Here is a 13924-nt window from a genome sequence, read left to right as displayed (position 1 = left end):
TCAGAAGTTTCCCCGCGCAGCCTCCGTCAGGATCAGCTTGTCCAGCGTCAGATCCGCCACCGCCTTGCGAAGCCGTTCGTTCTCCTTCTGGAGATCCTTCAACTGCCGAAGCTGGTCACGGCTCATGCCGCCATATTGCTTACGCCACCGGTAGAACGTCAGCTCGGAAACGCCGATCTGGCGAACGGCATCCGCCATCGCCATGCCTTGGCCGCGCAAAACCTCAACCTGCCGAAGCTTCGTGACGATCTCGTCGGGCTTGTGTCGCTTGTTTGCCATTGTGGTCCTCCTTCAGGGTCAAAACCATACTTCAAGGTGGACCCGTTCAATGGGGGTGGATCAGGCTGGCTGCCGTCTGCCCCGCAGCTGAAGCAGAACCCGCTGGAGGTGGGCCGTGCTGCCAAGGCGGAGGGCATGGAAGCAAAGGACTATGTGGCGCGGGGCCTCAAGGATGGCTCGCTGCAAATGTCCTGCGAGGACCCGGATGCCCCGGAAAACTGGCCGCGCAACCTCTTCGTCTGGCGATCCAACCTGCTGGGCTCCAGCGGCAAGGGGCATGAATATTTCCTCAAACACCTTCTGGGCACCGATCACGGCGTGCTCGGTAAGGATCTGGGCGAGGAAGGGGGCGTCAAGCCGGTGGAAGCCGTCTGGCACGGCGAGGCGCCAAAGGGCAAGCTCGACCTTCTCGTCTGCATCGACTTCCGCATGTCGACGACGGCGGTCTATTCCGACATCGTGCTGCCGACGGCCTCCTGGTACGAGAAGGACGATCTGAACACCTCGGACATGCATCCCTTCATCCATCCGCTGCAGGCAGCGGTGGATCCGGCCTATGAAAGCCGTTCCGACTGGGAAATCTTCAAGTCCATCGCGAAGAAGTTCCAGGAGGTCGCGCCGGAGGTTCTTGGCAAGGAAACCGATGTGGTGGCCCTGCCGCTGCTGCATGACACGGCGGCGGAACTTGCCCAGACCGATGTGCGGGACTGGAAGAAGGGCGAATGTGATCTCATCCCCGGCAGGACGGCTCCGGCCTATATCGCCGTGGAACGTGACTACACCGCCATCTACGACCGCTTCACTGCCCTTGGCCCCCTTATGGAAAAGGCGGGCAACGGCGGCAAGGGCATTGCCTGGGATACCAGGCACGAGGTGCATCACCTCAAGGCGCTGAACGGCGAGCACCGGGACGGCACGGCCAAGGGCCTTGCCCGCATCGACACCGCCATCGACGCATGCGAAGTGATCCTGATGCTGGCGCCGGAGACCAATGGCGAAGTGGCTGTGAAGGCCTGGGAAGCCCTGTCCAAGGCCACTGGCCGCGAGCATGCGCATCTGGCGGCGAAGAAGGAAGACGAGAAGATCCGCTTCCGCGACATCGCCGCCCAGCCGCGCAAGATCATCTCCTCGCCCACCTGGTCGGGCATCGAGAGCGAGGAGGTCTGCTACAACGCCGGCTATACCAACGTGCATGAGCTGATCCCCTGGCGCACGCTGACCGGCCGTCAGCAGCTCTATCAGGATCACCTGTGGATGCGCGCCTTCGGTGAGGGCTTCTGCCAGTACCGGCCGCCGGTGGACCTGAAGACCATCACTCCGGAGGTGAATGACAGCGCCCGCGATGGCCGCCCGCATATCGTGCTGAACTTCATCACGCCGCATCAGAAGTGGGGCATCCACTCCACCTATTCCGACAACCTGCTGATGCTGACGCTGAACCGCGGCGGCCCGGTGGTCTGGCTGTCGGAGCGCGATGCGAAGAAGGCGGGCATCGCCGACAATGACTGGGTCGAGGTCTACAACTCCAACGGGGCACTGACGGCCCGGGCGGTCGTCTCCCAGCGCATGAAGGACGGCACGCTCTTCATGTATCACGCCCAGGAGAAGATCGTGAACACGCCGGGCTCGGAGAAGACCGGCCTGCGCGGCGGCATCCATAACTCGGTCACCCGGGCCACGCTCAAGCCCACCCACATGATCGGCGGCTACGCCCAGCAGAGCTACGGCTTCAATTATTACGGCACCGTCGGCTCGAACCGGGACGAGTTCGTCATCGTCCGCAAGATGAACAAGGTCGACTGGCTTGACGAACCCGCCAGCGCAACTGCCATCCACAAGGAGGCTGCGGAATGAAAATTCGCGCTCAAATCGGCATGGTGCTGAACCTCGACAAGTGCATCGGGTGCCACACCTGTTCCGTCACCTGCAAGAACGTCTGGACCACCCGCGACGGCGTTGAATACGCCTGGTTCAACAACGTGGAAACCAAGCCCGGCACCGGTTATCCGGCCGACTGGGAAAACCAGAAGCGCTGGAACGGCGGCTGGACCCGCAGCCGCTCCGGCAAGCTGCAGCCCAAGCAGGGGGCGAAGTGGCGCATCCTCGCCAATATCTTCGCCAACCCGGACCTGCCGGAGATCGATGACTATTACGAGCCCTTCGATTTCGACTACGACCACCTGAAGTCCGCGCCGGAAATGAAGGCCTTCCCCACCGCCCGCCCGCGCTCGAAGATCACCGGCGAGCGGATGGAGAAGATCGAGAAGGGGCCGAACTGGGAGGAAATCCTCGGCGGTGAATTCTCCAAGCGCAGCAAGGACTACAATTTCGAGGGCGTGCAGAAGGAGATCTACGGCGAGTACGAGAACACCTTCATGATGTATCTGCCGCGCCTGTGCGAGCATTGCCTCAATCCGGCCTGCGCGGCGTCCTGCCCCTCGGGCGCGATCTACAAGCGCGAGGAAGACGGCATCGTCCTGATCGATCAGGAAAAGTGCCGCGGCTGGCGCATGTGCGTCTCCGGCTGTCCCTACAAGAAGGTCTATTACAACTGGTCCACCGGCAAGTCGGAGAAGTGCCCCTGTGCTATCCGCGCATCGAAAGCGGCAATCCGACCATCTGCTCGGAAACCTGCGTCGGCCGCATCCGCTACATCGGCGTGATGCTGTATGACGCGGACCGCATCCTCGAAGCAGCTTCCGTGGAGAACGAGCAGGATCTCTACGATGCCCAGCTCGGCGTCTTCCTTGATCCCAATGACCCTGCGGTGATCGCCGAAGCACGCAAGGCCGGCATTCCGGAGGACTGGATCAAGGCTGCGCAGGAAAGCCCGGTTTGGAAGATGGCGATGGACTGGAAGGTGGCCTTCCCGCTCCACCCGGAATACCGCACCCTGCCGATGGTCTGGTACATCCCGCCGCTCTCTCCGATCCAGAACGCCGCTCAGGCTGGCAAGATCGGCAAGGATGGCGAAATGCCGGACGTGCGCTCCCTGCGCATCCCCGTGCGCTACCTCGCCAACATGCTGACGGCGGGCGACGAGGCGCCGGTGGTGCAGGCGCTGGAGCGGATGCTGGCCATGCGCGCCTATATGCGGGCCAAGACCATCGACGGCATCATCGATGAGGGCATCGCGGAAAAGGTGGGCCTCTCCGCCGCCATGATCGAGAAAATGTACAAGATCATGGCCATCGCCGACTACGAGGACCGTTTCGTCATCCCCACCACCCACCGCGAACAGGTGGAAGAGGCCTATGACCTCAAGGGCGGCTGTGGCTTCACCGATGGCAACGGCTGCTCCACGGGCATCTCGAAGACCTCGCTCTTCGGCGCGTCCAAGCGCCCCTTGCGCATGCCGGAGGAGGTGCAATGATGGACCGTTCCCTGAAAGCCCTCTCGCTCCTCCTGACCTATCCTTCCACGGAGCTTCAGGCCGCAATGCCGGAGATTACAGCGTTACTGGTGGCAGACAGCCGCCTCACCGCCCTTGTCCGGCGCCAGCTCGCCGCCCTGTGCGGCGGACTGGCAGAGGGTGACATCTATGACCTGCAGGAGACCTATGTCGGGCTCTTCGACCGCAGCCGCAGCCTGTCGCTGAACCTGTTCGAGCATGTGCACGGCGAAAGCCGCGACCGGGGCAGCGCCATGGTGGATCTGCTGGAGACCTACCGGGCTGGCGGCTTCGAGCCGGTGACGGGCGAACTGCCCGATCACCTGCCGGTTCTGCTGGAGTTCCTGGCGGCCCAGCCTGCTGCGGAAGCACGCGCCATCCTTACCGATGCCGCTCCGGTCCTGGCGGTGCTGCAGCGCCGCCTGTCGGGCCGCGAAAGCCCCTATGCAGCCGTTTTTGCCGCGCTTGAGGCCCTGTCCGGCACGGCCGCGGCAGCCGAAACCGTCGAGGCGCTGATGGCGGCGCCCGAGGATGACCCGCAGGATCTCGCAACCCTTGATGCGGTCTGGGAGGAAACGCAGGTCACCTTCGGCCCGGACCCCAATGCAGGCTGTCCGCAGGTCCGCGACATGCTCTCCCGTATGGATCAACCGGCCCGGCCCGCAGAGGCTGGCGCTGCCGGATGATGGAGGCTCACATGCACAATTTTGTCTTCGGCATCTTTCCCTATATCGCCCTGTCGGTGCTCGCCATTGGCTCTATCGCCCGCTATGAGCGCGATCCCTTTACCTGGAAAAGCTCGTCCAGCCAGCTTCTGCGCCGCAGGCAGCTGGTCATCGGTTCGGTGCTGTTCCATGTGGGCGTGCTGGTCATCTTCTTCGGCCATCTCTTTGGCCTGCTGACGCCGATCTGGATCTTTGATGCGCTCGGCATCAGCCACGGCGCCAAGCAGATCCTGGCCGTGGTGGCCGGTGGTGTGGCTGGTGTCATGGCGCTTGCAGGTGGCCTGATGCTGCTGCACCGGCGGCTGATGGACCCGCGCATCGCCGCCAATTCCAGCTTCGCCGACACGGGCATCCTGATCCTGCTCATGGCCCAGCTGCTGCTGGGACTTGGCACCATCTTCGTCTCGCTGCAGCATCTGGACGGGCACGAGATGACGAAGTTCATGGCCTGGGCACAGGGCATCTTCACCTTCGAGGCGAATGCTGCGGCGCATATTTCGGATGTGACCTGGATCTTCAAGCTGCATCTGGCACTGGGGCTGACCATCTTCCTGCTCTTCCCCTTCACCCGTCTGGTGCACATGCTGTCCGCGCCGGTGCGCTATCTGTGGCGGCCGGGCTATCAGGTGGTGCGCTCGCGCCGCCAGTCCGCCCATGTGCCGGGAGAATGACCATGGCCAGCGTTGCCGCCCCCGTCATCACGGTCAACGGAACCGTCATTCCCACCATCCGCATTGCGGCTGAAGCGCAGAACCATCCGGCCGCCTCAGGGCGTCCGGGAGATGCCTGGCGCGCCGCCGCAAGGGCGCTCGCCATCCGCCAGCTGCTGCTGGACGAAGCCCTGCGGCGCGGCGTTGCCGCCGAGCCGGAAGATCTTGGCGGCGCCCGCCGCGAAACGGAGGAAGAGGCCCGCATCCGTAGCCTTCTCGACGTAGCGCTGGATGTGGCCCCGCCATCCGAAGCCGAAGTGATGGCCGAATGGCAGGCGCATCCGGAGCGCTACCGCTCGCCGGATCTCTGGGATGCCTCGCATATCCTGTGTGCCGCCGCTCCCTCTGATGCCAAGGCACGGGCGGCGGCGGAAGAACGGGCCGGGCAGATCCTTGCCCGGCTGGAGCGCGAACCGGAGGCCTTCGCTGTGCTGGCGCGGAGCGAAAGCGACTGCGGCTCGCGTGAGGCGGGCGGCGCCCTGGGTCAGATCGCCACCGGCCAGATGGTGCCGGAATTCGAGGCCGCGCTGGCAGCTGTGCCGGAGGGCGGTCTGTCGCGGGAGCCGGTGGCGAGCCGTTTCGGCTTTCACATCATCAAGGTCCATGCCCATGCACCGGGCCAGCCTCTGCCCTTTTCCACGGTCCGGCCTGTCATCGCAGAAGCGCTGGAGCGGGCGGCCTGGGCGCGGGCCTCGCGCGATCTCGTTGCGCAGCTTGTCAGCGCGGCGCGGATCGAAGGCATTGCCATGGAGGAAAGCTGATGGGCCAGTCCGAACCCCTCCCGCCTGCCGGCAGTCAGGGGAATGGCTGCGGCTGCTGCGGCGGGTCAGCCCACCCTCCGGCCGTGGCGCTTGAGGCGCTGATGGCGCGCAACCGGGTCTGGTCGGCCCAGCGGCAGGCGGCAGAGCCGGGCTACTTTGCCCGCCTCGCCAGCCATCAGGCGCCCGAGTTCTTCTGGATCGGCTGTTCCGACAGCCGCGTTCCGGCCAATGTGGTGGCGGGGCTTGATCCGGGCGAGGTTTTCGTCCACCGCAACGTTGCCAATGTGGTTCATTCCTCCGACATGAATCTCCTGAGCACACTGGAATTTGCCGTGGAAGCCCTGTCGATCCGCCAGATCATCATCTGCGGCCACTATGGCTGCGGCGGCGTGCGGGCGGCGACAGAGGATCTGCCGCACGGGCTGGCTGACCACTGGCTGGAACCGGTCCGGCGGCTGGAGCGGTTGCATGCGCTGGACCTTGCCTGCGAGCCGGACCTTGCCGCCCGGCGCGACCGGCTGGCGGAATATAACGTCATCGAAGGCGTGCGCCGCGTTGCCGAAACGCCGATCCTGCAGCGGGCCTGGGCCCGGGGCGAGGATATCGCCATCCATGGCCTGATCTATGATCTGTCGGACGGGCTCTTGCGCGATCTTCACTGCTCCATGGCCCGCCCGCAGCAGGTTCCCTTGCAGTCCGCCGCACAGGAGGTGTCGTCATGAGGGAGGCCGTGATGGATTTTCCGCTCGCCTATATCCTCGCAGAGGAAGCCGGGTCCGTTGACCCGGTCCTGCTGGAAGCCTCTGTCCGCCTCAAGGCGGCGGGGGTGAGGCTTGCTGGAACAGTGGCCCTGCCCTCCGCTGTAGAGGCTGGCCATCCGTGCGAAACCGACCTGCTGGTGCTGCCCGATGGGCCGCAGATCTGCATCTCGCAGAAGTTGGGCCGCCATTCGCGGGGCTGCCGGCTGGACCCGGCAGCGCTTGAGGAGGTGGTGATGCAGGTGCAGCTCTCCTGTGCCGAAGAGCCAGCCGGGGCCTTCCTGCTTAACAAGTTCGGCAGGCAGGAGGGCGAGGGCAGGGGCTTCCGCGATCTCATCGCCGGGCATCTGGCAGCCGCGTGCCCGGTCGTCACCGGCGTCAATGGTCTCAACCTGCCAGCCTTTGAGGCCTTCGCCGACGGCCTTGCCACGCGTCTGCCCTGCGACGTTGAGGCCGTGGTGGAGTGGGTTCTTTCGGCCTCTCGCGAGGCGCAGCTCAGCGGGGCCGTTGCAGAACCAGCCTGAGGCTAAAGGCATTCAGCACAGAATACCGGTCAGGCAGATGATCCGCGTGTGAAAACAGGGCGGTGCCGCAGGCGGGCCTCGTCAGCTCAGACTGACGAGGCCCGCCTGCGGCACGGCCGCCAGCGCGGTATCAATCTCCTGCCGCGTCATCAGGCAGAAGGCAGTGGAAAGCGCGTCGGCCAGAGCTGCGGTTGGGGCAGTGACGCTGACCTGTGTCCAGCCCTGCCGGGCGGGCAGGCCGCTGCGCGGGTCAAGAATATGTCCCGTGGTGCCTGCCTGATCGAAGGTGGTGCCCAGCGGTGCGGATGTGGCGAGGGCACGGTCCCGCAGCTTGTGCGATCCCCGCCCGCCTGCCAGCGTTACGTCCCAATCCCCGCCGCGGGGTTGTCCGCCAAGCGCACGGATTTCGCCGGTGTCGATCAGAATGTCCGTCAGGCCTTCAGCGCTCAGCCATGCCGCGATCCGGTCGGCGATATAGCCCTGGGCGATGCCGTTGAGGGTGAGGCCCGCGCCCTTGCGTGTCAGGCGTATGGCATCTGCCTCCAGCTCCACCAGCGGCCAGCCGGTGAGGGCAAGGCGCTGCGCCAATTCGTCTGCATCCGGTGCTCTGCCTTCAACCGAGGCCTGCGCATAGGCGGCCCAGAGCGGCTGCACCGTGGGGTCGAAGGCACCGTCCGTCGCCCGCCATACCGCACCAGCAATGCTCAGGCATTCCAGCAGCTCCGGCGCGGGGTTCCTCAGGACGCCGTCGCGGTTGAGGCGGGAAAGGGCGCTGCCGGACCTGTAGAGGCTGAAGATGTTCTCCAGCCGGTTCAGTTCCGCTTCGATACCCGCGAACAGGCTGTCTGCCTGCGGATGGGCCAGCGTGATGCGGGCGGCGCTGCCAAGCGCCGTGCCGCGCCAGGTGCTGACCGGCATGGGCGAGGCTGCGGCCAGCGCCGGATGTGCCGCAAGGGTGGCGGCAGAAAAGGCGCAGGCGGAGATGGTGAGAAAGCGGCGGCGTGACAGGGCGGTCATGATCCCGTCTCCTTCAGTTCAGCGTTGCATTTTCCGGCGGCTGGAAGTTGCCGTCCGCGTCCGTCGCAAATTCCACCGGCGCCAGAATTTCTTCGTCCGGGATATCCTTGAGCGTTACCAGCTGACCGCCATGCCCGGCCGCAAAGGCTTGGGCCTTCTCGCGGCTGGCAAAGGGCACCAGTTCCGGCGCGCCCATGCCGCCCTGCACCGTGGCGCCGGCGACATAGATGGCGGCATCAGCGGCTATCCAGTTGTCCGCGCCCGGCTCGTCCCAGCTTTCGGCCTTGCCCATGTCGCTTACATAGATGGCGGTGATGATGCCACTCTGCTCGGGCATGCGCTGATAGGCGATGGCATCGCGGACCTGACTGAAGAACAGCGGCTTGCCGTCCATGCCCGCCAGATGCACCTGCGCCTTGGGTCCGGGATGCTCCAGCAGATTCATCTGGCAATAATGGCCGAGCGAGGCGGCCGTCATCGCCACCGGCTCCGGCCGCTGGGTGGTGGCTTCCGGCTGGCAGGCCGCCAGAAGCAGGGCGAGCGGCAGGAGGGCAAACTGCAGGCGCGGGCGGGAACATGTCTGGCGGGAACATGTCTGGCGGGTCATGGGGTGATCCTCCGGAAGGCGGCGATGGCCGCGGCAAAGGCGGCCAAGGCCCAGAGTACGAGGGAGAGAAGCGGCTGGGCCGGGGGAATGGCGTCCGCTGCACCGCTGATGCCGGAGGCGGCGGCGGTGGCCTCGGATGCTGCGAGGTTGAACAGCCGGAAGGCATCGGCGGGGTTTGCCAGCAGCGCCAGCGGGAAGATGCGGGTGGTGAAATAGCCGCCGCCATCTGCGGCAACACCGGCCAGCAGTGCCAGATCGTAGAGCACGATCATGACGAGCCACAGGGCGATGACCAGAGAGGCCGCCGTGCCAGGCCGCCGGGCCAGTGCTGACACCGTGTAACCGGCGCCGAGGAACACCGCGCCCAGCAGCAGCGATGTCCAGGTCAGCCGCCACAGGGCGGGAAGGCCTCGCACGGCGTCCGCTCCGCCGGAAAAGGCCATGGCAGCGGCGATGCCGTAGCCCGCAACGACGGCGAGCGCGAGGATGACGAGATGGGCGGCGAACTTGCCTGCCACCAGCTGCCAGCGCTTGACCGGATAGGCGAGCACCAGGGCCAGCGTGCCACGCTCCACCTCTCCGGCAATGGCATCAAAGGACATGAGCAGGGCGATCAGCGGCACCAGATAGACGCCGAGCGAGGTGAGGCTGGCGACGGTGACGCTGAGCCTGTCCGCGCCCAGCTCTCCCATCGGGGCGGAGCCTGCCGCCGAGAGAACGGCGGCAAAGAGCACCATGATGGCCATGGCGACCGCGACCCAGCGGTTGCGCAGGGCGATGCGGAATTCCGCCGAAGCGGTGGCGGGAAGGCGGCTCATCCTTCGCTCCTCTTGCTGAAATGGGTGTAGATGTCCTCAAGGCTGGGCGGGATGATCTCCACATCCTCGATGAGGGAGCCAAGCTCCGTCACGGCCCGCAGCACGGCGAGCTTGCGCTCCGGCGCGCAGGAAAGATCGAGCCGCGCGCTGCCGGTCGCTGCTGCGGCGGCCATCTCCCCCTCTGCCAGCCTTTCAGCCAGCGCAGCCGTGACCGCGTCCCGCTGACCGGGCGCAAGGGTGAGATGGAAGCGCACCGGCAGGCGGGCGGAGAGCCGCAGGGCCGACAGCGTGTCATGGGCCATCAGCCGCCCTTGCGAGAGGATGGCGATCCGGTCCGTCCGCGCTTCGACTTCGGTCAGGGCGTGGGAGGAGTGGAGGATGGCCGTGCCTTCCCGTGCCAGTTCGTCCAGGATGGCGTAGAACTCCTGCCGTGACAGCGGGTCAAGTCCGCTGGTCGGCTCGTCCAGCACCATCAGCTGCGGCCGCCCGATCAGCGCCTGTGCGAGGCCGACACGCTGGCGCATGCCCTTGGAATAGGTGCCGATGCGCCGGTTCATCGCCTGCGCCAGCCCCACCCGCTCCAGCAGGGCAGGGGCCTTGGCGGCCGGCTCGCCGCGCAGGCGCAGATAGAGGCTGATCTGCTCGCGCCCGGTCAGCGCCGGATGAAAGGCGGCGTTCTCCGGCAGATAGGCCGTCACCTCCCGCGCCTCCTGACTGCCGGGGCGGTGGCCATTGACCGTCACCGTGCCGCTGTCTGCAGGCAGCAGCCCGAGCACGATCTTCATCAGGGTCGATTTGCCCGCGCCATTGTGGCCGATCAGGGCCACTCGCTCGCCCCGCGCCACGCCAAGACCGGCGGCGGCAAGGGCGGTCAAGGACCCGAAGGTCTTAGTGAGCTGCGAGATCTTCAGGATCGTCATCGGCTTGCTGTCTCTGGCTTGCGGCTTCAAGCGCGCGCTGTTCGAGCGCGGCGTTTTCTGCGCTCACGGGAATGGAAAAGGGCCGGGTCAGCGGCGCACTGTCGGTGACACCGCCGGGCAGGATGGCGGGGAAGGATTCCTGACTCCAGCGCACCAGCTGCACCGCCGGGGAGCCGAGCAGCAGCTTGGCGGCCGGCTGGGACCAAAGGATGTGATCCATCAGGTCATTGGGGCGGAACACGCTGTCGGCGATGCCGTCGCCGTTGAGGTCAAAGGCAGTGTGGTCGGACCAGTAGTTGCCCCGGCCCGCCTCGCTCCATTCCACATGCCGCGTGCCGACATATTTCACCTGATTGCGGTTGCCGATGAAGGCATTGCCGGTGATGACGTTGCGCTCCGATCCGGCGGTGAAGTGGATGCCTGTCTCGCAGCCCTCGAAGCGGTTGCCGGAAATGCGGTTCTTGTGGGCGTTGTAGATGAAGGTGCATTTCTCCGCCCGTCCGCCGCGCACCAGATTGCCGGAGACCACCGCATTGTTGGCATAGTTCAGCATCAGCCCGTGGCGCCGGTCGGCCAGCGACTGGTTGTCCGTCACCGTGATCCTGTTGGAGAACATCAGCGCAAAGCCGAGCGTGTTGCCGATGGAGACATTGCCCGAGATTTCGCTGTTGTTGGTGTACATGTAATGGACCGCAAAGCGCAGATCCCGCATGCGGTTGTTGCGGAAGATGTTCTGCTTCGAGGCATTGGCGAAGATGCCGTCCCGCCCCCAGCGGATGTCATTGCCTTCCACGATGGTGCCCGGAGCGTTCCACACATAGATGCCGTTGCCCCGGTCATTGACACGGCCGCTCTGCCGTCCGTCGATACGGTTGCCGGTGACAAGGCTGTCCGCCGCGCCATGCAGGGTGATGCCGTGCAGATTGCCCGTCAGATGATTGTTCGCGATCCGGGCGTTGCTGGCGGTTCCGGCCACGAAAATGCCGCTGCTGATTGCCGTGGCATCGTCGCCCGAGCCGCTGATGGCAAGGCCTTTGACCGTCACATCCGGGCCCGTGATGGTGACCGTGTTGCCGGTGCCGTCGCCGGTCAGGCGGGCGCCTGGCTTGCCTTGCAGCGTCAGGGGGAAGTTCAGCGTGACTGGGCCGGGATGGTCTCCCGGCTCCAGCACGAGGATATCGCCGGGGCTTGCCCTGGCAATTGCCTGCGCCAGCGCGCCCGGCACGGGAGCAACCTGCCGCGTTTCCGCTGCCGCCGGAAGGGCAGCAGCGAGACAGAACGCCAGCAGGAGGAGTACCGGGACGCGCTGCATCTCAAGCCTCCTTCGGTTCGACGAACATGCGGCCGCGCATTTCCATGTGCAGCGCATGGCAGAACCACTGGCAGTAGTACCAGTAGACACCCGGCTTGGCGGCGGTGAAGGTCACCGATGCGGTCGCCTGCGGCGCCACTTCCATGGCGATACCGTGGTCCCCCAGGCAGAAACCGTGGGTCAGATCCTCGATGTCGTCCATGTTGGTCACATAGACGGTCACCTCATCGCCTTCCTTCACGGTGAAGCTTTCCAGGCTGAAGGCCGGGGCAACCGAGTGCATGTAGACGCGCACCTTGTTGCCGTCGCGGATCACGTCGGCGGCGTAGTCGATGTCCACGCCATCGGCCTCGGCCTGCTTGCGGGCATCGGCAAAGAACGGATCGTTGCGGTCCCACACATGCACCGGGTTCACCACGGAGCGGTGCACGACGATGGAGTCATGCGGTTCGGCGAAGGTCGGCCCGTCATGAATGAGCGTCAGCTTGCCGCCGTCGATGGCAAAGAGCTGCTCGTTCTCCGGCTTCAGCGGGCCGACATTGATGTAGCGGTCCTTGGAGAACTTGTTCATCGAGATGTAGTATTTGCCGTCCGCCTCCAGCGTTTCGCCCATGGAGGTGGAGTTGTGGCCCGGCTGGTAGTGCACATCCGTCTTGGAGATGATCGGATCGACCTTCTCGCCCGCAAAGGCGCGCACAGCCTTTTCGATGTTCCAGAACACGACCTGGCTGTCGAGGAAGAGCGTCGTATAGGCGTTGCCCTTGCCGTCGAAGGCGGTGTGAAGCGGCCCGAGGCCCAGTTCCGGCTCGGCCACCACCGCCGAGCGCGGATCGGCATCCGTCTCGAACAGGGCGTCCAGCTTGCGCACATCGATCACCGTCACGGTCGGAGACAGCTTGCCGCCGATGCACAGGTGGATCTTGTCCGGGGCCATGTTGCAGCCATGCGGATTGTTCGGGATCGGGATGTAGCGGGTGTACTTCTTGTTCTTGCCCTTGCGGCCGTCGATGACCTTGACGCCGTTCAGCTCGGTATAGTCACCGGCAGCGATGCCCTTTTCGATCTCGGCCAGATTGAACACCACCACATGATCACGGTCGGAGGCGGTCATTTCCGCCAGAGTGGTGCCCATTTCGGAGTTGTAGGAGGTCGAGAAGGCGTATTTGCCGTCATAATCGGCATCGGTGTTGTCGAGATTGCCGGTCACCATCACTTGCCAGGCGATGGTCATGTCGTCCGCATTGATGGCGGTGTAGAAGTTCACGTACTGGGACGGATCATCGAGGATCTTGCCATCGTTGATCATCGGGCCTTCGTCTTCGCCATTGCAGAAGACATAGTTGGTGCGCGGCCATTTCTGCGGGCGCAGGCCGTGGATGGCCTTGGCATTGGGGATTTCGATGATCTTGTCGGCCCGCATCACGTCGCAGCGCACGCGGGCAACGCGGGTGTTGGCCTTGTCGTTCATGAACAGGAAGCGGCCGTCATACTTGCCCTCGGTGAAGGACATGTGGACGTGGTGCAGATCGCCGTTGTCGTGGATCTTCTTGCCGTTGGCGGCGAGGAACTTCTTCGTCTTCTCGCTCATGTTCTCGGTCAGGACCTTGAGCGACTCGTTCGTCTGGCCCCAGCCGGTGGCCGAGCAGCGGTTGAACACCGGCACGCGGATCAGCTCGCGCATGGACGGAATGCCCAGAATGCGCAGCTCGCCCGTCTGGCCGGAGGACCAGAAGCCGTAATATTCGTCGAGCTCACCCGGCGCGACATGGCCGGAGGCCGCGCCGCAGCTTTGCGTGCTGCCGGAGGCGGCTGCCGCTTCGCCGGTGCTGGTCATCAGCGCGCCGGTGCCGCCGGCCGTCAGGGCAATGCCCCCCACCGCCACCGATCCAAGGGCCGCGCCGCCTGCGGCGGTGGTGATCCACCCCCATTGAACGGGTCCACCTTGAAGTATGGTTTTGACCCTGAAGGAGGACCACAATGGCAAACAAGCGACACAAGCCCGACGAGATCGTCACGAAGCTTCGGCAGGTTGAGGTTTTGCGCGGCCAAGGCATGGCGATGGCGGATGCCGTTCGCCAGATCGGCGTTTCCGAGCTGACGTT

The 13924-nt window shown here is 65.1% G+C and carries 11 protein-coding genes and 4 pseudogenes; 8 read left to right on the top strand and 7 right to left on the bottom strand.

The features are described from left to right. Positions 1 to 9 precede the first annotated feature (9 nt). Positions 10 to 279 (bottom strand): annotated as a pseudogene (locus ASC48_RS19045) (transposase); the annotation flags it as partial. Between the two features lie 63 nt (positions 280 to 342). On the opposite strand from ASC48_RS19045, the pseudogene ASC48_RS19040 reads away from it, so the two are divergent. From ASC48_RS19040 to ASC48_RS19010, 7 genes and pseudogenes are all read left to right on the top strand, one after another. Then, positions 343 to 2133 (top strand): annotated as a pseudogene (locus tag ASC48_RS19040) (molybdopterin dinucleotide binding domain-containing protein); the annotation flags it as partial. Beyond that, positions 2130 to 3652, top strand: a pseudogene (gene narH / locus ASC48_RS19035) (nitrate reductase subunit beta). The pseudogenes ASC48_RS19040 and narH, both read left to right, overlap by 4 nt. Beyond that, complete coding sequence (gene narJ / locus ASC48_RS19030) at positions 3649 to 4356, top strand: nitrate reductase molybdenum cofactor assembly chaperone (RefSeq protein WP_208975837.1); 708 nt, start codon at positions 3649 to 3651, stop codon at positions 4354 to 4356. Before narH ends, narJ begins: the two are co-directional and overlap by 4 nt. Further along, positions 4356 to 5066 (top strand): respiratory nitrate reductase subunit gamma, encoded by a 711-nt coding sequence (gene narI / locus ASC48_RS19025; RefSeq protein ID WP_208975838.1) that lies wholly within the window; start codon positions 4356 to 4358, stop codon positions 5064 to 5066. Before narJ ends, narI begins: the two co-directional genes overlap by 1 nt. A gap of 2 nt (positions 5067 to 5068) precedes the next feature. After that, the gene (locus ASC48_RS19020; RefSeq protein ID WP_082440202.1) at positions 5069 to 5866 is read left to right on the top strand and encodes a peptidylprolyl isomerase; all 798 of its coding nucleotides are present in this window, start codon (positions 5069 to 5071) and stop codon (positions 5864 to 5866) included. A gap of 101 nt (positions 5867 to 5967) precedes the next feature. After that, positions 5968 to 6588 carry a carbonic anhydrase gene (locus ASC48_RS19015; RefSeq protein WP_055457245.1) on the top strand — a complete coding sequence of 207 codons (621 nt, stop codon included), beginning with the start codon at positions 5968 to 5970 and terminating at the stop codon, positions 6586 to 6588. After that, positions 6585 to 7148 (top strand): DUF2478 domain-containing protein, encoded by a 564-nt coding sequence (locus ASC48_RS19010; protein WP_141659029.1) that lies wholly within the window; start codon positions 6585 to 6587, stop codon positions 7146 to 7148. Before ASC48_RS19015 ends, ASC48_RS19010 begins: the two co-directional genes overlap by 4 nt. 81 nt (positions 7149 to 7229) lie before the next feature. Here ASC48_RS19010 and ASC48_RS19005 read toward each other — a convergent pair whose 3' ends face one another. Genes ASC48_RS19005 through nosZ form a run of 6 tightly spaced genes read right to left on the bottom strand, consistent with a single transcriptional unit; the run spans position 7230 to position 13698 of the window. Further along, positions 7230 to 8165 carry an FAD:protein FMN transferase gene (locus tag ASC48_RS19005; protein WP_082440201.1) on the bottom strand — a complete coding sequence of 312 codons (936 nt, stop codon included), beginning with the start codon at positions 8163 to 8165 and terminating at the stop codon, positions 7230 to 7232. A gap of 13 nt (positions 8166 to 8178) precedes the next feature. After that, on the bottom strand, positions 8179 to 8772 hold the full coding sequence (locus ASC48_RS19000) for a nitrous oxide reductase accessory protein NosL (RefSeq protein WP_055457239.1): 594 nt from the start codon (positions 8770 to 8772) through the stop codon (positions 8179 to 8181). Further along, complete coding sequence (locus ASC48_RS18995) at positions 8769 to 9590, bottom strand: ABC transporter permease (RefSeq protein WP_055457238.1); 822 nt, start codon at positions 9588 to 9590, stop codon at positions 8769 to 8771. Before ASC48_RS18995 ends, ASC48_RS19000 begins: the two co-directional genes overlap by 4 nt. Next, positions 9587 to 10510, bottom strand: coding sequence for an ABC transporter ATP-binding protein (locus ASC48_RS18990; RefSeq protein ID WP_082440200.1), 924 nt, complete (start codon positions 10508 to 10510; stop codon positions 9587 to 9589). The genes ASC48_RS18995 and ASC48_RS18990 overlap by 4 nt, the downstream gene beginning before the upstream one ends. Continuing rightward, the gene (locus ASC48_RS18985) at positions 10479 to 11822 is read right to left on the bottom strand and encodes a nitrous oxide reductase family maturation protein NosD (RefSeq protein WP_055457237.1); all 1344 of its coding nucleotides are present in this window, start codon (positions 11820 to 11822) and stop codon (positions 10479 to 10481) included. Before ASC48_RS18985 ends, ASC48_RS18990 begins: the two co-directional genes overlap by 32 nt. A gap of 1 nt (position 11823) precedes the next feature. Next, positions 11824 to 13698 (bottom strand): TAT-dependent nitrous-oxide reductase, encoded by a 1875-nt coding sequence (gene nosZ / locus ASC48_RS18980; protein ID WP_279626063.1) that lies wholly within the window; start codon positions 13696 to 13698, stop codon positions 11824 to 11826. 101 nt (positions 13699 to 13799) lie between these two features. Here nosZ and ASC48_RS20060 point away from each other — a divergent pair. Next, positions 13800 to 13924: pseudogene (locus ASC48_RS20060) on the top strand (IS3 family transposase); the annotation flags it as partial.

The organism is Pannonibacter indicus (assembly GCF_001418225.1).
GTDB classification, from domain to species: Bacteria; Pseudomonadota; Alphaproteobacteria; order Rhizobiales; family Stappiaceae; genus Pannonibacter; species Pannonibacter indicus.
This window is presented reverse-complemented; position numbering and strand designations above follow the sequence as displayed.